Source organism: Saccharothrix xinjiangensis (assembly GCF_039527585.1).
GTDB classification, from domain to species: Bacteria; Actinomycetota; Actinomycetes; order Mycobacteriales; family Pseudonocardiaceae; genus Actinosynnema; species Actinosynnema xinjiangensis.
Map to the genome: position 1 here is coordinate 57,979 of NZ_BAAAKE010000013.1, position 22,228 is coordinate 80,206.

5 protein-coding genes and 1 pseudogene are annotated in these 22,228 nt (G+C 74.3%); 3 read left to right on the forward strand and 3 right to left on the reverse strand.

What is annotated here, in order from left to right; genetic code table 11:
* The first annotated feature begins 11 nt into the window (after window positions 1–11).
* From ABD223_RS24540 to ABD223_RS24550, 3 genes and pseudogenes are all read left to right on the forward strand, one after another.
* Window positions 12–10,352, forward strand: coding sequence for an SDR family NAD(P)-dependent oxidoreductase (locus ABD223_RS24540; protein WP_425564014.1), 10,341 nt, complete (start codon window positions 12–14; stop codon window positions 10,350–10,352).
* A gap of 15 nt (window positions 10,353–10,367) precedes the next feature.
* Window positions 10,368–14,789, forward strand: coding sequence for a type I polyketide synthase (locus tag ABD223_RS24545; protein WP_425564015.1), 4,422 nt, complete (start codon window positions 10,368–10,370; stop codon window positions 14,787–14,789).
* 25 nt (window positions 14,790–14,814) lie between these two features.
* Window positions 14,815–18,174, forward strand: a pseudogene (locus ABD223_RS24550) (type I polyketide synthase); the annotation flags it as partial.
* Window positions 18,175–18,236: 62 nt separating this feature from the next.
* On the opposite strand, the gene desII reads toward ABD223_RS24550, so the two are convergent.
* The 3 genes from desII to ABD223_RS24565 are packed head-to-tail and all read right to left on the reverse strand — an operon-like array spanning window position 18,237 to window position 22,225.
* Window positions 18,237–19,679, reverse strand: a complete 1,443-nt coding sequence (desII, locus tag ABD223_RS24555; RefSeq protein WP_344038815.1) for a dTDP-4-amino-4,6-dideoxy-D-glucose ammonia-lyase — start codon at window positions 19,677–19,679, stop codon at window positions 18,237–18,239.
* 25 nt (window positions 19,680–19,704) lie between these two features.
* Entirely contained in the window at window positions 19,705–20,910 is a 1,206-nt protein-coding gene (locus ABD223_RS24560) for a dTDP-4-dehydro-6-deoxyglucose aminotransferase (protein ID WP_344038816.1), read from the reverse strand.
* Between the two features lie 43 nt (window positions 20,911–20,953).
* Window positions 20,954–22,225 (reverse strand): activator-dependent family glycosyltransferase, encoded by a 1,272-nt coding sequence (locus tag ABD223_RS24565; RefSeq protein WP_344038818.1) that lies wholly within the window; start codon window positions 22,223–22,225, stop codon window positions 20,954–20,956.
* Window positions 22,226–22,228 lie beyond the last annotated feature (3 nt).

Sequence of the window (22,228 nt, forward strand, 5' to 3'; positions counted from 1 at the left end):
CTCAGGGGAACGTGATGGCTGACACCAGCGAGGGCAGGCTCCGCGAGTACCTGCGCCGGGCGATGACCGATCTGCACACCGCGCGCGAGCAGGTGAAGGTGCTGGGCGACCGCGTGCGCGAGCCGGTGGCGATCGTCGGCGCCGGGTGCCGGTACCCGGGTGGTGCCCGGACACCGGAACAGCTGTGGGACCTCGTCTCCTCGGGGACGGACGCGGTCGGCGCGTGCCCCGTCGACCGGGGCTGGGACTCCGACGCCGTCGGTGGTTTCCTGCACGACGCGGGCGAGTTCGACGCGGGGTTCTTCGGGATCTCGCCGCGCGAGGCCGTGGCGATGGACCCGCAGCAGCGCCTGCTGCTCGAAGTGTCGTGGGAAGCGGTCGAACGTGCCGGGGTCGACCCGAAGTCGTTGCGCGGCAGCAACACCGGTGTCTACATGGGGCTGATGCACCACGACTACGCGGCCGGGCACCCCGCGGAGGACGCCGAGACGGCGGGCTTCCTCGGCACCGGCACGGCCGGGAGCGTCGCGTCGGGCCGGATCTCCTTCCTCCTGGGCCTGGAGGGACCGGCGATCACCGTCGACACCGCGTGTTCGTCGTCGTTGGTGGCGTTGCACCTGGCCGTGAAGGCGTTGCGCTCGGGCGAGTGCGACGTGGCGCTGGCCGGTGGTGCGACGGTGATGGCCGAGCCGGGGATCTTCGTGGAGTTCGCCCGCCAGGGTGGTCTCGCGGGCGACGGTCGGTGCAAGGCCTTCTCCGACGACGCCGACGGCACCGGCTGGGCCGAGGGCGTCGGCGTCCTGGTGCTGATGAGGCTTTCGGACGCCCTGGAACAAGGTCGCCCGGTGCTGGCTGTCGTGCGGGGATCCGCGGTCAACCAGGACGGCGCGTCGAACGGCTTGACCGCGCCGCACGGCCCGTCGCAGGAACGGGTGATCCGTGCCGCGCTCAAGGACGCTGGACTGTCCACGTCAGACGTCGACGTCGTGGAGGCGCACGGCACGGGCACGAAACTCGGCGACCCGATCGAAGCGCGAGCCCTGCTGGCGACCTACGGCCGGGGTGGACGACGGGTGTGGCTGGGATCGCTGAAGTCCAACATCGGCCACGCCCAGGCCGCCGCCGGGGTCGGTGGCGTGATCAAGGTGCTCCAGGCGATGCGCCACGCGACCCTCCCCGCGACCCTGCACGTGGACCGGCCGACGACGGTGGTGGACTGGGAGTCCGGCTCGGTCGAGCTGCTGGCGCGGAAGCAGGCGTGGCCGCGGGGGGAACGGCCGCGCAGGGCCGCGGTCTCGTCGTTCGGCATCAGCGGCACCAACGCGCACGTGGTCCTGGAGGAAGCCCCGGAATCCGAACCGGAACCGTTGCCGTCCGGCGACTTCCCCGCGCCGTGGGTGGTGTCCGCGCGGTCCGCGGAGGCCCTGACCGCGCAGGCGGACCGTCTCGCCGACTGGATCGCCGGGCGCCAGGACGTCGCCGGGGACCGGGTGGCGCGCGCGCTGGCTGTCTCGCGGTCGGTCTTCGAGCACCGGGCCGTCGTGCTGGAATCCGGTGCGGACGGGCTGGAGGCATTGCGCGACGGGCGGGTGCGTGAGGACGTGGTCGTCGGCACCGGTGAGCTCGCGACGGGCAGGACGGTCTGGGTGTTCCCCGGACAGGGCTGGCAGTGGGCCGGCATGGCCACCCGGCTGCTCGAGGACTCGGAGGTGTTCGCCGCGCGCTGGGCGGAGTGCGAACGCGCGCTGGCGCCGCTGGTCGGCTGGTCCCTGACCGAGGTGGCGACCGGCGGTGGGGAACCGGTCGGCGCGGACGTCGTCCAGCCGCTCTGCTTCGCGTTCATGGTGTCGCTGGCCGAGGTGTGGCGCGCCTGGGGTTGCGTCCCGGACGCGGTCGTCGGGCACTCGCAGGGCGAGGTGGCCGCGGCGGTCGTGGCGGGAGCGCTGAGCCTCGACGACGGCGCGCGGGTCATCGCACGCCGGTCCCGCCTCGTGGCGCGCCGGCTGGCCGGCCGTGGCGCGATGGCGTCGGTCGGGTTGCCCGCGGCGGAGGCGGAGGAGCTGGTCTCCCGCTGGGAGGGGCTGGTGGTGGCCGCCGAGAACAGCCCGGTGTCGTCCGTGGTGGCGGGTGACACCGAGGCGCTCGCCGAACTGCTGCGGGAGTGCGAACGCCGCGGCGTGCGGTCGCGCCGCATCGAGGTCGACTACGCCTCGCACAGCCCCCACGCGGACCTGGTGGCCGCGGAGCTCGCCGAGGAGCTCGCGGACGTGGCGCCGCGGTCCGCGCACGTCCCGATCTACTCGGCGGTCGACGCCGCGGTGATCGACGGCACCCGGCTGGACGGCGGCCACTGGTTCCGCAACCTGCGGCTGCCGGTGCGGTTCGCCGGCGCCGTGCGGGCGCTGCTCGACGACGGGTTCACCACGTTCGTCGAACTGTCCGCGCACCCCGTGCTGGTCAACGCCGTCGAGGAGACGGCTGAGTCCTCGCCGGTCCCGATCTGCGCGGTGGGATCGCTGCGCCGCGGTGACGGCGGTGTGCGCGGGCTGGTCCGCTCCTGCGCCCACGGCTGGGTGCGGGGCCTCGGCGTGCGCTGGGCGGACGTCCTGCCCGAGCGGGCGCCGGCCCGCGACCTGCCCACGTACGCCTTCCAGCGCAGGCACTTCTGGCTGCGGGGGCGGCCGGCCGAGCGGGCGTTCGACCCGCACTGCCACCGGGTCGGCTGGCAGCGCCTGGCCCTGCCGGGAAGCGCCCGGTTGCGGGGCCGGTGGCTCGTGGCCGGGTCCGGCGACTTCGCCGAGCGGCTGGCGGCGAGCATGGCCGAGCACGGCGCGGAGGTCGTGCGGCGGCGACCGGGGTCCGGCAGGCTGCCGGAGGACCTGACCGGTGTGGTGGCGCTGCCGGGGCCGGACGCCGTCGCCGCGACGCTCGCGCTGCTGGGAGGACTCACCGGCCGGGTCCGGTGCTGGATCGTCACCCGCGGCGGGGTCGCGCTGGACGCCGGCGAGACCGTCTCGGACACCGGGGCGCTCCTGGGCGCGCTGGGCAGGGTCGCGGCCGCCGAACTGACGGGACCGCGGTGCGCCCTCCTCGACGTGGCGGCGGAGTGCTCGCCCGCCGCGCTGATCCCCGCGCTCGGCGCCGACGAGGACCACGTCGCGGTGCGCCCGTCCGGCGTCTTCGGCCGCCGCCTCGTGCGGATCCCCGCCACCGAACCGTGGCGACCCGGCGGCACGGTGGTGCTGGTCGACGAACGCCGGGACGAGCGCGTCACGACCGAGCTCGACGGGTTGCTGCGGGCGGCCGGGGCGGAGCGGGTGGTCCGCGCGTCCGCCGGGGACGTCGCGCGACTGGTCGCAGACCTGCGGCCGAGCACGGTGGTGGTGATGCCCGGCGTGCCGCCGTTCGCGCGGCTGACCGGCACGTCCACCTCCGCACTGGCCGAGGCGGTCGACCTCAGGACCTCGGCGGCACGGCACGTCGCGACCCTGTTGCGGGACGGCGACCCGACGAAGGTCGTGCTGTTCTCCTCCGTCTCCGGGGTGTGGGGCGGTGCGGGCCAGGCCGGTTACGCCATGGGTTCCGCCGTGCTCGACGCGCTCGCGCACGGGTTGCGCGCCAGGGGCGTCCACGCGCTCTCGGTGTCCTGGACCCCTTGGCGGGGAGCGGATCCCGGCGTGGACGAGGACGCGTTGCGCGCGGTCGGCATCAACCCCCTGGAGCCCGGTGAGGCGTTCCACGCGCTGTGCCGTGCCGTCGCGAGCGGCGCGAGCACCGCGATGATCGGTGACGTCGACTGGCAGCGCCTCGCCGCCACGCTGATGGCCGGGCGGTCGTCCCTGCTCGACGAGCTGGCAGGCGCGCGGTCGCGGTCGGAGACCGGCGGTGCCGGCCGACTGCGCGCGTTGCCGGACGCACGCCGCCGGCAGGAGGTCCGCGGTCTGGTGCTGGACGCGGTCGTGGCGGTCCTCGGCGCCGACGGCAGGCAGGCCGTCGCACCCGGCCTCCCCTTCCTGGACCAGGGCCTCACCTCCGTCGGGGGCGTCGAGCTGCGCAACAGGTTGCAGGCGGGCACCGGTCTCGCGCTGCCGGCGACCCTGGTCTTCGACCACCCGACGCCGCAGCGGGTGATCGACCACCTCGTGGAGCTGCTCGGTGCGGCGGGAGCGACTCCCGAAGCGACCGGCGAGTCCGCTCCGGACGACGAGCCGATCGCGATCGTGGGAATGGGATGCCGGTTCCCTGGGTCCGTGGCCACGCCCGCGGACCTCTGGGAACTGGTGTCCGCGGGACGGGACGGCACGTCAGGGCTGCCGGACGGAAGGGGATGGGCGCTGGGAGACCTCACCGGGGACGCGGACCTCCCCGGCACCACCTACTGCGCCCGCGGTGGTTTCCTGGACGGCGCCGACCTGTTCGACGCGGAGTTCTTCGGCATCTCGCCGCGGGAGGCGCGGGCCATGGACCCGCAGCAGCGGTTGCTGCTGGAGGTGTCGGTCGAGGCCGTCGAACACGCGGGCTTCGACCTGGGGGCGCTGCGCGGGTCGCGGACCGGCGTGTTCGTCGGCGGCAACGGCCAGCACTACTTGCCGCTCGCCCGCCAGGACGAGCTGGCCGGGTACTGGGGCACCGGCAACGCGGCGAGCGTGATGTCCGGACGGGTCTCGTACGCGCTGGGCCTGGAGGGACCGGCGATCACCGTGGACACGGCGTGCTCGTCGTCGCTGGTGGCGATGCACTGGGCGGCGAGGGCGTTGCGCTCCGGCGAGTGCGACGTGGCACTGGCCGGCGGTGTGACCGTCATGTCCACCCCGGACGTCCTCACCGAGTTCTCCCGGCAGGGCGCGCTGGCGCCCGACGGGCGCTGCAAGCCGTTCAGCGACGCGGCGGACGGGTTCGGCGCCGCCGAGGGCGTCGGCGTCGTGGTGCTGATGCGGCTCTCGGACGCCCTGCGGCAAGGGCGCCAGGTGCTGGCCCTGGTGCGGGGTTCGGCGGTCAACCAGGACGGCGCGTCCAACGGCTTGACCGCGCCGAACGGCCCGTCTCAGGAACGGGTGATCCGTGCCGCGCTCGCCGACGCCGGACTTGGACCGTCCGACGTGGACGTCGTGGAAGCGCACGGCACGGGCACGGAGCTCGGCGACCCGATCGAAGCCCAGGCCCTGCTGGCGACGTACGGTCAACGGCCGGGCGAACGGCCGTTGTGGCTGGGATCGCTGAAGTCGAACATCGGGCACACCCAGGCCGCCGCCGGGGTGGCCGGCGTGATCAAGGTGGTGCTGGCGTTCAAGCACGGCGTGCTGCCCAGGACGTTGCACGCGGACCGGCCGACGTCGGTGGTGGACTGGTCGAGCGGCTCCGTCGCGCTGCTCGCGGAGAACCAGGAGTGGCCGCGGGGAGAACGCCCGCGCAGGGCCGCGGTGTCGTCGTTCGGCATGAGCGGCACCAACGCCCACCTCGTCCTGGAGGAGCCGCCCGCGACGCGCCCCGTTGCCGCGCGAGAACCCGTGCCCGTGCCCTGGGTGCTGTCCGCGCGGTCGGCACGGGGGCTGCGCGCGCAGGCGGCGAAACTGGCCGCCCGGCCCGGCCTCGACCCGGTCCCGGTCGCCCTCGCGCTCGCCACCACCCGCACGGCGTTCGAGCACCGGGCCGTCCTGCACGTGGACGCGCCCACCGAACTCGTCGCACTGGCCGGGGGAGAACCCGCGACGACGACGGTGATCGGCCAGGTCGCGGGCGGTGGCGGCCGGACGGCCTGGCTGTTCCCCGGCCAGGGCTGGCAGTGGCGGGGCATGGCGACCGGGCTGCTCGCGGAGTCACCGGTGTTCGCCGCCCGCCTTGCGGAGTGCTCCGCCGCGCTCGAACCGCACCTCGGCTGGTCGGTCCTCGACCGGCTGCGCGAGGGCGGTGACGTGGACGGCCCCGCGGCGACCGTGCAGCCGCAGTGCTTCGCGGTGATGGTGTCGCTGGCGGAGGTCTGGCGGTCGTGGGGCGTCGAACCGGACGCCGTGGCCGGGCACTCGCAGGGCGAGGTCGCCGCGGCCGTCGTCGCGGGAGCCCTCTCCCTGGCCGACGGCGCAAGGGTCATCGCGACCCGCGCCAAGATCATCGACGCCGAGCTCGGCGGCAGGGGCGGGATGATGTCGGTGGCCCTGTCCGGCGCCGAGACAGCGGAGCTGATCGCGCCGTGGTCCGCGGACCTGGCGGTGGCGGCGATCAACGGACCGGCGTCGACAGCGGTCGCGGGCTCGGGAGGGGCACTCGACGAGGTGCTGGCGGAGTGCGACCGCCGCGGCGTGCGGGCACGCCGGATCCCGGTCGGGTTCGCCTCGCACTGCGCCCAGGTGGAGGCGGTGCGCGACGAGCTGGTCGACGCCCTGCGCGACCTGGCCCCCGCAGCCGCGTCCGTCGCCTGGTACTCGACGGTGGACGCGCGCGTCCTCGACGGCGCCGAGGCCGGCGCCGAGTACTGGTACCGCAACCTGCGGCAGCGGGTGCGCTTCGAGGAGACGGTCCGCCGGCTGGCCGCGGACGGGTTCGACGGCTTCGTGGAGATCTCCGGCCACCCCGCGCTCGTGCCGGCCGTGCAGGAGGTCCTCGACCCCGACCCGTCCGTCGTCGTGGGGTCGCTGCGCAGGGACGAGGGTGGTCTCGCCAGGCTGGTGCGGTCGGCGGCCGAGGGGTGGGTGCGCGGCCTGCCGTTCGACTGGTCGCGACTGCTGCCCACCGCGCCCGGCCCGCCGGCGGAGCTGCCGACGTACGCCTTCCAGCACGAGCGGTACTGGGCGGAACAGCCCGCGCCCGCGGCCGCCGCCGGCGCGTTCGGCCTGACCGAAGAGGGCCACCCGCTGCTCGCAGGAGCCCTCGACCTGCCCGCGGGCGGCGTCGTGTGGACCGCCAGGCTCGACCCGGGCGCCACCCCGTGGCTGCTCGACCACCGGCTGTTGGGCCAGGTGGTCGTGCCCGGAGCCGTGTTCACCGAACTCGCCCTGGTCGCCTGCACGCGCGTCGGCGCGGCCGGGCTGCGGGAACTGGAGCTGTCGGCGCCGCTCGCGCTGTCCGGCGAGGAGGCGGTGTGGCTGCGGCTGGTCGTGAGCCCGCCCGAGGCCGACGGGTGTCGCACGGCGGTGATCCACTCACGTCCGGACACCGGCGCTGAGCAGTGGACCGAGCACGCGCAGGCGGTGCTGGCCCCGTCCGTCGCGGAGGACGCGGAGGTGCCGGTCGTGACCGCCGTCCCGATCGACGTCGACGGCTTCTACCTGGGCCTCGCCGATCAGGGGTACCAGTACGGGCCGGCGTTCCGGTGCGTCCGGTCGGGTCGGTTGGCCGATGGCGTGGTCCTCGCCGAGGTCGAGCTGCCCGCGCGGACCGGTGCCGACGGGTTCCTCCTGCACCCGGCACTGCTCGACGCGGCCGTGCAGTGCGCGGCACTGGGCGGTTTCTTCCCGGACGACGGCCTGATCAGGGTGCCGCACGTGCTGCGTGACGTCCGCCTGCGCACCGGCGGGAGCAGGCGTCTGCTGGTCAGCGTCTCGCGGGCGGGGGAGGACGCGGTCCGGGTCCAGTGCGCGGACGAGTCCGGAGGGCCGGTCTGCCTGATCGGTGAGCTGGTGATGACGGCGATCGAGCCGCGCCGGCTGGTGGAGGCGGCCGAGGAGCTCCTCCACCACGTGGAGTGGGTTCCCGCGGCGCTCCCGGCCGTGCGCCCGGCCGGGAGGTGGGCGATCGCGGGCGATGACGACGAGCTGGCCGCAGCAGTGCGCGCGGCAGGCGCCGAACTGGTCCAGGACCGACCGGACGTCGTCCTCGCCGTCGTGCGCGCCGAAGGCCCGGAGATCGCCGCGGTCCGTGACGCCTCCACCAGGGCGCTCGCCCTGCTCCAACGCTGGCTACCCACACCGGCCCACCTGCTGATCGTCACCGAGGGTTTCACCACCGGCGACCCGGCGGCCGCCGCGGTCTGGGGCCTCGTGCGCTCGGCGCAGTCGGAGGAACCGGGCCGCATCACGCTCCTCGACCAGTTCCCCGCGGACCCCGCCGTCCTGCTCGCGGCAGCCGCCGGTGACGAACCGCGGTACGCCGTCGTGGCAGGACAGGTGTGCGCGCCCGGGTTGACCTCCGCGGTGGACGGTGCGCTGCGGCCACCGGCGGCGGGATGGCGGCTGGAGACCGGGGACGGCACGTTCGACGGCCTGCGCCTGGTCGCCTCGCCACAGGGCCGCGCGACCCTGGAGGAGGGACAGCTGCGCGTCGCGCAGCGAGCGGCCGGGCTGAACTTCCGCGACACCCTGATCGCGCTCGGCGTGTACCCGGGCGAGGCGAGCACGGGCGTGGAAGGGGCCGGTGTCGTCGTCGAGGTCGGGCCCGGCGTGCGCGGGTTCGAGGTCGGCGACCGGGTCTTCGGCCTGTTCGACGGCGCGTTCGGGGACCTCGTGGTCGCCGACGCGCGGACCGTGGCCCTCATGCCGCCGGACTGGTCGTTCACCGACGCCGCTTCGGTTCCCGCCGCGTTCCTGAGCGCCTTCTACGCGTTGCGTCACCTCGCAGAGCTGGAGAGCGGCCAGTCCGTGCTGATCCACGCGGCGGCCGGAGGCGTCGGCATGGCCGCCGTGCAGGTGGCGCGCGGCATCGGCGCGGAGGTCTACGCCACGGCGAGCCCCGGCAAGTGGGACGTGGTGCGCGGGCTCGGCGTCCCCGGCACGCACCTGGCGAGTTCCCGCACCACCGAGTTCGGCGCGGCGTTCCGCGCCACGAGCGGGCGTGGTGTCGACGTGGTGCTGAACTCCCTGACCGGCGAGTTCGTCGACACCTCGCTCGCGGTGCTGGCCGACGGCGGCCGTTTCGTGGAACTGGGCAAGGCCGACGTCCGCGACGCCGCCGAGGTGGCCGCCACCCACCGGGGCGCGCGGTACCAGGCCTTCGAACTGGTGGACGCCGGTCCCGAGCTCATCGGGGCCATGCTGGCCGAACTGCTGGAGATGTTCGGCGACGGACGGCTGCGGCTGCTGCCCGTGCGCACCTGCGAGCTGTCCGGCCTCGCCGACGCCTTCCGCGGGCTCAGCCAGGCCCGGCACGTCGGCAAGGTCGTCTGCGTCCTGCCACCGTCGTTCACCCCGCACGGCACCACGGTCATCACCGGCGGCACCGGCCACCTCGGCGGCGTGATCGCACGCCACCTGGTCGCGGTGCACGGCGTCCGGCACCTCGTGCTCGCCGGGCGCTCGGGTGAGGCGCCGGCCCTCGCCGCCGAGCTCGCCTCGCACGGGGCGGAGGTCGAGGTCGTCGCCTGCGACGTGGCCGACCGGGAGTCGGTGCGCGCGCTGCTGGCCGATCGGCCGGTGACGGCCGTGGTGCACGCGGCGGGGGTGCTCGACGACGCCACGGTCGCGACCGCGACCACCGGTCAGCTGGCGGCGGTGCGCGGGCCCAAGGTGGACGGGGCGGTGCACCTGCACGAGTTGACCGCCCACCTGGACCTGACGGCGTTCGTGCTGGTCTCCTCGGCCGCCGCCGTGCTCGGCGGGCCGGGGCAGGGCGCCTACGCGGCGGCCAACGGGTTCCTCGACTCGTTCGCCGGGCGGTTGCGCGAGCGCGGCGTGCCCGCGGTGGCGGCGGCGTGGGGCCTGGTCAGCGGGGCGAACCGGATGACAGGTCACATCGACCAGACCGCGCTGCGCGAGCGGATGGCGCGTGGTGGCGTGCTTCCGCTGGCGGAGGGGGAGGTCGGGCCGCTGTTCGACGCGGCGCTGCGGGCGGGCCCACCGGCCGTCGCGGCGATCAGGTTCGACCGCGCGCGATCGCGTGCGGGCAACGCCGCCGCGGTGCCGGAAGGCCGCGAGGAGACCACCGTGCCGGACCTCGCCGGTGTCGCGCCGGAACGCAGGCGGGAGGTCCTGCTCGACCTCGTGCTCACCCACGCCGCCGCCGTCCTGGGCCGCGCCGGGCAGGCGGGGGAGCGCACCGCGTTCCGCGATCTCGGGTTCGACTCGCTCAGTTCCGTGGAACTGCGCAACCGGCTGGCCGGTCTCACCGGGCTGCGCCTGCCCGCCGCCCTGGTGTTCGCCCACCCGACGCCGGTGGCGCTGGCGGACTTCCTGCACGAGGAGCTGTTCCCCGTCGAACGCCCTGCCGTCGTGCTGGAGCTGGAACGGGTGGAGGCCGCGGTCCGCGCGCTGGCGGGGCAGCACCCGCCGGACACGGGCGGGGTGGACGTGGGCGCCCGGCTGGCGGCGCTCACCGCGCAGTGGGCGGCGCTGCTCGGAGAGCACGACCAGGGAGCGGCGGACCTGGAGAGCGCGGCGGACGACGACATCTTCGCCTACCTCGACCAGCGGTTCGGTGCGTCGTGAGCGGATCCGGGCGCAGTGCGGACAGGAGGTTTCAGGATGTCGGATGAGCAGAAGCTCCGCGAATACCTCAAGCGGGCCACCGCGGAACTGCGGCGCACCACCGCACGCCTGTCCGAGATGGAGGAACTGGCCCACGAGCCGATCGCCGTCGTCGGCGCCGGGTGCCGGTTCCCCGGTGGCGTGACGTCGCCGGAGGAGCTCTGGCGGCTGGTCGAGTCCGGCGTGGACGCGGTCGGCGGGTTTCCCGAGGACCGGGGTTGGCCGCTCGACGACCTGTTCGACGACGACGCCGGCGTGAGCGGGCGGACCTACTGCCGTGAAGGCGGTTTCCTGGACGCCGCGACGGAGTTCGACGCCGCGTTCTTCGGGATCTCCCCACGCGAGGCGTTGGCGATGGACCCGCAGCAACGCGTGCTGCTGGAGACCTCGTGGGAGGCGTTGGAGCACAGCGGGATCGTGCCCGAGCACCTGCGCGGCACCCGGACCGGCGTCTACGTGGGCGCGTGGCACAGCGGTTACGCGCAGGGCGTCCGCCGGCCGTCGGCGGAGCTGGAGGCACAGCTGCTCACCGGTGGCGTGAACAGCTTCACCTCCGGGCGGCTGTCGTACGCGCTGGGCCTCGAAGGCCCGGCGATCACCGTCGACACGGCGTGCTCGTCCTCCCTGGTGGCGGTGCACCTGGCGGTGCGGGCACTGCGTTCCGGCGAGTGCGACGTGGCGCTGGCCGGTGGTGCGACGGTGATGGCCACTCCCGACGTCTTCGTCCGCTTCGCCCGGCAGAACGCGCTGTCCCCGGACGGCAGGTGCCGCGCGTTCGCGGAGGGCGCCACCGGGTTCGGACCGGCCGAGGGCGCTGGAGTCGTCGTGCTGGAACGACTCTCGGACGCCCTGAGGAACGGGCGGCGAGTGCTCGCCGTGGTGCGCGGTTCGGCGGTGAACCAGGACGGCGCGTCGAACGGCCTGACCGCGCCGAACGGCGCGTCGCAGGAACGGGTGATCCGCGCCGCGCTCGTCGACGCCCGGCTCACCCCGGCCGACGTGCACGCGGTCGACGCGCACGGCACCGGGACCGCGCTGGGCGACCCGATCGAGGCCGCCGCGCTGGCTGCCGTCTACGGCGCGGAGCGCCCGCAGGACCGGCCGTTGCCGCTCGGCTCCGTGAAGTCCAACATCGGGCACACCCAGGCCGCCGCCGGTGTGGCGGGCCTGCTGAAGATGGCCTACGCGATGCGAGCGGGCGTGCTGCCGGCCTCGCTGCACGCGGAGACGCCGTCCACCGAGGTGGACTGGTCGGGGGGCATCACGCTCGCCACCCGCGCCCAGCCGTGGCCGGGAGAGGGCCCGCGCCGTGCCGCGGTGTCGTCGTTCGGGGTCAGCGGCACCAACGCCCACGTGGTCGTCGAACAGGCGCCGGCCGCGTCCGACGTGCCCGCCCGCCTCGTTCCCGGCGTGCCCCGGGCGCCGTGGGTGCTGTCCGCGCGGTCGGCCGCTTCCCTGCGAGGACAGGCGGCCAGGCTGGCAGAGCACGCGGAAGCCCCGGCCACCGACGTGGCGCACGCCCTGCACAGCACCAGGACCGCGTTCGACCACCGGGCCGTGCTGCTCGACCCGGGCCCGGCCGCGCTGGCGGCGCTCGCGTCCTCGACCCCGCACCCCGACGTGCTGACCGGCGTGGCGCGGAGCCGGGCCCGCGTCCTGTGGGTCTTCCCCGGCCAGGGCTGGCACTGGCCGGGGATGGCGGCGGACCTGCTGCGCGACTCACCGGAGTTCGCGGCGCGCTGGGCCGACTGCGAGCGGTGCGTCCCGTGGTCGCTCACCGACGCCGTGACCTCACCGCACCTCGCGGGGGTCGACGTCGTGCAACCCGTCTGCTTCGCGGTGATGGTCTCGCTGGCGGAGGTGTGGCGCTCCTGGGGCGTGCGCCCGGACGCCGTGCTCGGCCACTCCCAGGGCGAGGTGGCCGCCGCCGTCGTGGCGGGGGCCCTGTCGCTGGAGGACGGCATGCGGGTGGTGCTGGCGAGGTCGTCCGCGATCGCCCGCCACCTGACGAACACCGGCGCCATGCTCGCCGTGGCCCTGCCCGCCCAGGCCGCCGCGACGTTGGCGGGAGAGCACGCGCTGGAGGTGGCCGCGCTCAACAGCCCGTTCGCGACGGTCCTGGCCGGCGACCCGGCGGACGTGGCGGCGGCAGCCGAGGCATGTGCCCGCAACGACGTGCGCGCCCACCGCCTGGCCGTCGACTACGCCTCGCACTGCGCACGCGTCGCACCGGTCCGCGACGACCTGCTGACCGCGCTGGCGGGCATCACCCCCGCCCCGGCGACGGTCCCGATGTACTCGTCGGTGCGTCCGGGCCGCCTGAGCGGCACCGAGCTGGACGCCACCTACTGGTACGACAACCTGCGGCTCCCGGTGCGGTTCGCCGAGGCGGCCGGACAGGCGGTGGAGGACGGCGTCACGTGCGCGGTGGAGATGTCCGCGCACCCGGTGCTGACCGGCGCCGTCACGGACATCGCGGGCGGCGTGTGCGCCATCGGCTCGCTGCGGCGCGACGAGCCCGGTATCCCGTCCCTGGTCACCAACGCGGCCCAGGGGTGGGTGCGGGGTCTGCCGGTGCGCTGGGACGCCCTGTTCGCGACCGCGCCCACCCGCCCGGTCAGGACACCGACCTACGCCTTCGACCGCCGCCGCCACTGGCTGACCGCCGACCCCGCCGAACCGGCCGACGTCACCGGGCTCGTCCTCCGCGAGGCCTGGCGACCGCTGGAAACCGGCTCCCCGGCGCTGGACGGCACGTGGCTCGTCCTGTGCGAGCCCGGATCGGTGATCGGCCGGCGGTGTGCGGCGGCGCTGGGCGAAGCAGGCGCGCGAGTCGTGACCACGAGCCTGGACGAGGTGGCCGCAGCGGGTCCGGCCGCGGGCGTGATCGTCGTGTCGGACGTGTCCGGCACCCTGCGGGCCTTCCGGGCCTTGGCCGCCGCCGATCCCGGTTGCCGCGTCTGGGCGGTGACGACCGGCGCCGCGGCGGTCACCTCCGACGACGCGGTGGCCGTGGAACCCAGCCAGGTCTGGGGCCTGGGCCGCTGCCTGGCCCTGGAGCACCCCACCCTGTGGGGCGGCCTGATCGACCTGCCGCCCGACCCCGACACCCCCGTGCGACTCGGTCCGGCGCTACAGGGCCACGAGGACCAGGTGGCACTCCGGCGCGCAGGCGCGTTCGGTCGCAGGCTGGTTACCGCGCCACCACCCGGCAGGGAGTCCTACCGGCCCCGCGGCACCGTCCTCGTCACCGGCGGCTTCGGCGCGGTGGGGGGCAGGCTGGCGCGCTGGCTGGCCGCGAACGGCGCCGAACGCGTGGTCCTGCTCGGCCGCACCGGCGGTCAGGCGACCGGCATGGGCGAGGCCGAGGTGGTGGAGATCGCCTGCGACGTCGGGGACAGGGACGCGCTGGCCGCCGTCCTCGACCGGTACCGGGTGGACGCCGTGTTCCACGCGGCAGGCGTCCCGCACTCGGCCGCGGCCCTGGACACCGACGACGACCTGCTGGCCGAGGTGCTGTCCGGCAAGGTCGACGGTGCGCGCCACCTCGACGAACTGACCCGCGACCTGGACCTGGACGCGTTCGTGCTCTTCGGGTCCGGCAGCGGCACGTGGGGCGCGGGCGGGCAGAGCGCCTACGGTGCGGCGAACGCCGCGCTGGAGGCCGTGGCCCTGGACCGGCACGCGGCCGGACTGCCGGCCACCTGCGTGGCGTGGGGCCTGTGGGCGGGCACGGGGATGGCGGGCGAGCAGGGCTCCGCCTACCTGCGCGGGCTCGGGCTGAGGCCGCTCGCGGCCCAGACCGCGCTGGACCTGCTGGCACGGCTGGTGGCGTCCGGGGAACCCGTCACCACCGTCGCCGACGTCGACTGGGCGGTGTTCGTCCCCCGCGTCACCAGCACGCGCCCGAGCCGGTTGTTCAGCGAGCTGCACGAGGAGGGACCGGCGGAACCGGTCGTCGTGCGAGGACGGGCGTTGCTCGACCTCGTGCGCCGGCAGGTCGCCGCGGTCCTCGGGCACGACGACCCCGGTGAGATCGGGGAGGAGACCGCGTTCCGCGACCTGGGTTTCGCCTCGGTGACGGCTGTGCAGTTCGCCTCCGGGCTGGGTGCGGCGGTGGGCCTCGACCTGCCGTCCACCACCGTTTTCGACCACCCGAACGCGACGGCGGTGGCGACGATGCTGGAAGCCCGCCTCACCGGCGACCCCGAGTCCGGCGACGAGGCCCGGATCCGCGACCTGCTGGCCGCCCTGCCGGTCGAACGGCTGCGCGAGTCCGGCCTGCTGGACCGCCTGCTCTCGTTGCGCGACGACCCGGAACCCGCGTCCCACGTGGACGAGCTGGACGCCGAAGCCCTGATCGCCCTGGCCCACGGTGGCACCCCGCCCCGGCACTGAAGCGAGGAGACCCACCATGTCCACCACACCGGCACAGCTGCTCGACGCGCTCAGGGCCTCGCTGAAGGAGAACGAACGGCTCCGCAGGCAGGAACGCGAACCGATCGCGATCATCGGCATCGGCTGCCGCTACCCCGGCGGCGTGCGGTCCGCCGACGACCTCTGGGACCTCGTCGCCGCCGAACGGGACGCCATCGGTCCGTTCCCCACGAACCGGGGCTGGGACCTGGAGGCGTTGTACGACCCGGACCCGAGCGTGCCGGGCACGACCTACTGCCGCGAAGGCGGGTTCCTCTACGACGCGGACGAGTTCGACGCCGAGTTCTTCGGCATCTCCCCGCGCGAGGCGCTCGCGATGGACCCGCAGCAGCGCCTGCTGCTGGAGACCACCTGGGAAGCGCTGGAACACGCCGCCGTCGCCCCGCAGGACCTGCGGGGGAGCCGCACCGGCGTGTTCGTGGGCGCCGGGCACCAGGACTACATCACCGACCCCGGCCGTGCCCCCGAGGGCACCGACGGGTACCTGCTCACCGGTACCGCCGACGCCGTGCTGTCCGGGCGCATCGCCTACACCTACGGCACGGAGGGGCCTGCTCTCACCGTGGCGACGGCCTGTTCGTCGTCACTGGTGGCGGTGCACCTGGCCACGCAGTCGCTGCGCCGCGGCGAGTGCGCCCTCGCACTCGCCGCCGGGGTCGCGGTGAGCGCGTCGCCCGCGGGGTTCGTGGAGTTCGCCCGGCAACGCGGTCTCGCGGCGGACGGCCGGTGCCGGGCGTTCGCCGAGTCCGCGGACGGCACCGGCTGGGCGGAGGGCGCCGGCGTGCTCGTGCTGGAGAGGCTCTCCGACGCGCGACGTCACGGGCACCGGGTGCTCGCCGTGGTCCGCGGTTCGGCGGTGGCGCAGGACGGCGCCAGCAACGGGCTCACCTCGCCGAGCGGTCCCGCCCAGCAGAACGTCATCCGGCAGGCGCTGGCCGACGCGAGGCTGACGGCGGCCGACGTCCACGCGGTGGAGGCGCACGGCACCGCGACGAGGCTGGGCGACCCGATCGAGGCGCGGGCGCTGATCGCCACCTACGGTCAGGACCGCTCACCGGACCGGCCCGTGCGGATCGGGTCCCTGAAGTCCAACATCGGCCACGCGCAGGCGGCGGCGGGCATCGGCGGCGTGATCAAGATGGTGCAGGCGATGCGCCACGCGAAGCTGCCGAAGACCCTGCACGTGGACGCGCCGACCACCCAGGTCGACTGGAGCGCGGGACACGTCGCGCTGCTGACCGACGCCCGCGAGTGGGAGACCGGCGGCGCCCCCCGCCGCGCCGGCGTGTCCTCGTTCGGCGTCAGCGGCACCAACGCGCACGTCGTCCTCGAAGAGGCGCCGCCCCTGCCCGAACGCGAGCCCGGCCGCGTTCCGACCGTGCTGCCGTGGGTGCTCAGCGCCCGGTCCGCGAAGGCGCTGGCGGAACGAGCGGCGCGCACACGGGACCTGGCGAACGAGGAGGCCGCCCTCGACCTGAGCTGGTCGCTGGCGAGCGGTGGCGGTGCGCTCAAGCACAGGGCCGTCGTGATCACCGGACCGGGCACCCCGCCCGCGGGCGACGTGTTCGCCGGACTGGCGGCCGGGACGAGCCCCCACGCCGTCGTCGGATCGGCCGAACCCGGTGCGGTGGCGTGGTACTTCGCCGAGAGCACCTCCGGCCCGGTGACCTCGCTGTACGCGGAGTTCCCGGTGTTCGCGGCCGCCGTGGACGAACTGGTGGCCGCTTGCCCGGCGCACGTGACCGGAGCGCTCACCGAAGAACTGTTCGGTGAGACCACGGGTGAGGCGGGACACCTCGCCACCTTCGTCACCCAGGTCGCCACCGACCGCCTGCTGCGCAGCTGGGGCATGACGCCGGATTCGGTGCTGGGACGGGGAATCGGCGAGATCTCGCTCGCCTGCGCCACGGGCGAGCTGACGGTGGCGCAGGCGTGGGCGCTCGTCGACGGCCACCGAACCGGCGACGAGACCGACCTGATCGACACCGGGGGACTGTCCCTGGTGCTGGCGATCGGCACGCGGGAACCGGCGCACGACGCGGTGCCGGTGATCAGCGTGCCGGCGCATTCCGCGCGTGCCGCGCTCACCGGCGTCGCCGAGGCCTGGGTGCGGGGCACGCCGGTCGACTGGACGGCGTTGTTCGAGGGAGCACCCGCGCGCCGGGTCGGCCTTCCCCCGCACCCCTTCTCCCGCCGGCGCTTCTGGACCGAGCCGGACGCCACCCCGGCGCCCGCGAGGCGGGCGGCCCCCGTGCCGGAACGGGCGGGCGACGTCGACCTGCTCCTGCTCGTGCGCGGACTGGCCGCCGAGGTGCTCGGCCACGAGGAGGGTGAGGTCGTCGACGGCGAGGTCGACCTGTGGGAGCTCGGCTTCGACTCGCTCGCCGCCGTCGACCTGGCTACCAGGCTCGCCGCGGCGACGGGTCTGCCGGTCGACGGGAACTTCGTGCTGGACAACTGGTCGGCGCGCGAGATCGCGGACGCGATGCGCGCGCTGGCGGCCACCACCGGGCCCCCGCCCCCCAGCACGGAAAGCCTGCTCGTGCTGGCCTACACGGCGGCGGTGCGTGCGGGCAGGGGAGCGGAGGCGGTGGAGATGCTCTCACCGGTCGCGCGCTTCCGGCCCACCTGGACGGCGGCGGAACGCCATGCGGCCGAACGGGCGGAGCCCGTGCCCCTCACCACCGGCACGGGCCTCGAACTGGTCTGCTGCGCGGGCACGGCGCTCGGCTCGGGGCCCGGGGAGTTCCAGGCCTTCGCGGCGGCCCTGGAGGGGCGGAAGCCGGTGTCGGTGCTGCCCCAGCCGGGGTTCGTGGCGGGCGAGCCGCTGCCGTCCTCCCTCGCCGAGCTGATCGACGTGCAGGCCACCTCGCTGCTGTACCACCGGATCGGCACCCCGTTCGTCCTCTTCGGGCACTCGGCGGGCGCCGCGATGGCCCACGAGCTGACGTTGCGCCTGGAGGACCTGGGTGAGGGACCGGAGGCGCTGGTGCTGGTCGACCTCTACCCGCCCGGCGACCCCGGCCCGTTGAAGCTGTGGCAGAACGAACTGCTGACCTGGCTGTCCGACCGCTCGCACCGGCCGGTCGACGAGACGGGGCTGACCGCGATGGCCGCCTACAACTCGATGCTGCTCGACTGGAAGCCCAGGCCGACCAAGGCGCCGGTGCTGCTGGTGCGGGCGGGCGACCCGCTGTCCACCTGGGACGGAGAACCGGACGGGTGGATGGCGCGGTGGACCGGCGGCGAGCACACGGCGGTCACCGTGCCGGGCCACCACGTCAGCGTCATGACCCGGCACGCCCAGACCACCGCCGACGCGGTGCACTCCTGGCTTTCGGCCTGACGACCCGCCGGACGACGCGGTGAGCACGCCGGTCCGGCGTGCTCACCGCGTCCGAACGGGGTTCAGCGCAGGAATCCGCGCGCGGCGCCCCAGCCGTCCGCGAGGTCGGTCTCGATCTGGTTGAGCCGCGCGGTCACCGCCTGGTCGAAGCCGTCCATGAGGTTCTCGTCACCGGCGACCGGCGTGACGACGGACCCGCTGGTGACGAAGCGCTCCACCACGTCGTGCAGCGACGTGCGCGGTCCCACCGTGCCCGCGATGTACCTGGTCGCACCGGGCAGGTCGGGGAACCCCGCCTCGCGGTAGAGGTACACGTCGCCGCGCAGGTCGATCTGCACCGACACCTGCGGGTGCGCGCCGGGCCTCATCGTCTCCGGCACGATCCGCAGGAGCCGGGCGTCGACGCCCATCCGCACGGACTCCAGCGCATAGCCGTAGTCCACGTCGAGGGTCGGGGCGACCTGGGCGATGCGCTCGTCGAACGCGAGCAGCGTGTCCTGGAGTTCGGCGCGCTCGGCCGGCGGCAACGCGCCGTCCGGACGACTGCTGTAGTCCTCGCGCACGTTGAGGAAGTCGAGCGGGCGCGCCGGCGCTGCCTCGTTCAGCTCGGCGATCAGCGCCGCCAGTTCGACGAGGCGCCCGGACCGCCCCGGCAGGACGAGGTAGCTCAGGCCGAGCCGGACGGGGGACTCGCGTTCCGCGCGCAACCGCTGGAACCGCTTCAGGTTGTCCCGCACCCTGCTGAACGCGTTCTTCTTGCCCGTGGTGGCCTCGTACTCGGCGTCGTCCAGCCCGTACAACGAGGTGCGCACCGCGTGCAGGTCCCACAGCCCTGGCTGCCGCGCCAGCGTCTGGTCCGTCAACGCGAAGGCGTTCGTGTACGTGGTGAGGGCGAAACCCCTCGCGCCCGCCCTGGCGACCAGGTCGCCGACACCGGGGTTGGTCAGCGGTTCGAGGCCGCCGGACAGGTAGGCGAGGTGCGGGTTGTCCGTCGGCAGCTCGTCGATCACCGACGCGAACATCTCGTTGCCCGGGACCAGGTCCGCCGGGTCGTAGCGCGCGCCCGTGACCCTCACGCAGAAGTGGCAGCGGAACATGCAGGTCGGGCCGGGGTAGAAACCCACGCTCGACGGGAACGCGGGGGTGGACGTCACGACCGCGTCCAGCCGGCCGCTGCGTTCCAGCGGCAGCACCGTGTTGTGCCAGTACTTGCCCGCGGGCCCGTTCTCCGCCGCCCGTCGGAGCTGGGGGATCTCGCGGAACAGCGCGACGAGACCGGTGAGCCGCTCCCGGTCGGCGCCGAGCACCCGCGCGGCCTCGCTCAGCGGCGTGAAGGGTTCGGTTCCGTAGATCCTGGCCAGCCGCACCAGGTCCGCGGCGGACGAGGGGTCCGGCCGCCGGGCCCCCAGCAACCGGTCGACCGCGCGCACCGCCGCGGCCGGATCACCGTGCGGCATGGCGCAGTTCTCGATCACGTCGTCGCTCGCGTCCGTGGAAACGATCATCTCGGGGTCCGTTCTCCGGTCGTGATCAGGCGGACTGGCTCTGCTGCCGAGCGGCCCTGCGGGTGATCTCGGCGCCGTGGGTGATCGCGAGCCGCACGATGTTGCACACCCGGCGGATGTCCTCGAGCGACACGGTGGTGCCGGTCGGCAGCGCGAGCACCTGGTCCGCGAGGTGTTCGGTGTGCGGCAGGCTCACCGGCGCCTGCGAGCGGTAGGGCTCCATCTGGTGCACGGCGGGGGAGAAGTACTTCATCGCGATCACGTTCTCCGCGTGCAGCAACGCGTGCAGCAGGTCGCGGTGCAGGCTGCTGGTCTCCGGATCGACGCGCGCGATCACGTACTGGTAGTTCTGCCGCTCCTCGGCGTCGTACTCGATGAGGCCGAGACCCGGGATCCTGCCCAGCTCCCGCCGGTACAGCTCATAGCCGGCCATGTTGTGCGCGATCGCCTCGCCGAACGAGTCCAGCGACGTCAAGCCCATCGCCGCCGCGGCTTCGCTCATCTTGGCGTTGGTGCCGGCGGCCTCGTTTACCTCGCCCAGCCCGATGCCGAAGTTGTGCAGCGCGCGCAACCGTTCGGCGAGCCCGTCGTCGTCGGTGACGATCGCCCCGCCCTCGAACGAGTTCACGACCTTGGTGGCGTGGAAGCTGAACACCTCGGCGCCGCCGAAACCGCCGATGTCGCGCCCGCCGGTCGTGACACCGAACGCGTGCGCCGAGTCGAAGAACAACTGGATCCCGTTGTCCGCTGCGACCTTCTCCAACTCGTCCACCGCGCAGGGCCTGCCCCACAGGTGCACGCCGATGATCGCCGACGTCCGCGGCGTGATGCGCGCGGCCACGTCGGCGGGATCGAGGCACGCGGTGACGGGGTCGATGTCGGCGAACACCGGGTCGAGGCCGAGCCAGCGCACCGCGTGCGCGGTCGCCGCGAAGGTCATCGACGGAACGATCACCTCGCCGGTCAGCCCCGCCGAGCGGATCAGCAGCTGGAGCGCGGCGGTCGCGTTGCAGGTGGCCACGCAGTGGCGCACGCCGGTGAGCTCGGCGACGCGGTCCTCCAGCTCACGGGCCAGCGGGCCGCCGTTGGTCAGCCACTGGTTGTCGAGTGCCCAGTTGAGCCGGTCGAACAACCGGGATCGGTCGATCTTGTTCGGCCTGCCGACGTACAGCGGGTGCAGGAACGCCTTGCGCCCGCCGAACAGCGCAAGGTCCTCGATGGTTCGCTTCACGTGTCTCCCCAGGAATTCGACCCGTCGAAAGCAGCCGCACCTCTCAGCCCGGTGTTCGCGTTCTCGCGTGCTCGTCCGCCAGGCGCACCAATTCGCCGACGAGTTCGGCGGGTGACGGTTCGCGCAACATTTCCTCGCGCAGTCTTCGCGCGGCCTCCTTCATCTCCGGTTCCAGCGCGCGCAGGCACGCCTTGCGAATGACGTCGACCGTCAATTCCGCGCTGTCGACGTGCACACCGGCACCCAATTCGGCTATTGCCTTCGCCTTGTACACGCCGTCCCAGATGTCCGGGACGATGATCTGCGGGACCCCGTAGCTCATCGCCGTCGCGTACGTGCCGGCCCCGTTGTGGTGGATCACCGCCGCACAGCTCGGGAGCAGCACCTGCAACGGCACGAACTCCTCCACCCGGACGTTGGCGGGCACCGCGGGCAGCCGTGCCCGCTGGGTCGCGTCGAGGGTCGCGACGACCTCGACGTCGAGCGTCGCGATGGCCTCGACCAGTTCGGGGACCGACACCCGGTCGGGGCCGAGGCCCTCCCGCGCGGAGATGCCGAGGGTCAAGCAGATCCGGGGCCGCGCCGGCGGCTCGTGCAACCACGGCGGCACCACGGACGGCCCGTTGTACGGCACGTACCGCATGCCCAGCGTGGGCAGTCCCGTCGGTGGTCGCAGGCTCGGCGGCGTCGGGTCGATCGTCCACTGGCCGGTCACGACCTCCTCGTCGAACGTGCTGCCGAACCGGCGCAGGGTCCAGGTGAGCCACTCCGCGAGCGGGTCCTCCCGGTGTTCCGCGGGCTGGCGGGCGAGCAGGTCGAGGAACCTGACCCTGGCGTCGCCGACGACGTCCGGGCTCCACATCAGCCGTGCGTGCGCCGCGCCGCAGACCCTCGCCGCGATCGCGCCCGCGTACGTCGTGGGCTCCCAGAGCACGAGGTCCGGCTGCCAGGCGCGGGCGAACGCGACCAGGTCGTCGATCATGGAGTCGTTGTTGACGAGCGCGTAGTAGTAGGGAACCGCCAAAGTGTCGATGCCAAGCGCGTGTTCCCAGGTCAGCGGCTCGGTCAGGGACGTGGGGAAGACGGTCGCCGGGTGGTTCAGCCTCGGCTCGCCGGCCATCCGCTCGCGCACGGCCGCGATCTCGTGGTCGCGTCCCACCGCGACCGCGATCAGCCCCGACCCGGTGATCACGTCGGTCAGCGCGGGCTGGCTCGCGACCCTGACCTCGTGGCCGGCGGCGCGCAGGGCCCAGGCCAGCGGGACGAGCGGCTGGAAGTGGGTGGTGTGGGCGAACGAGGTCAGCAACACGCGCACTGG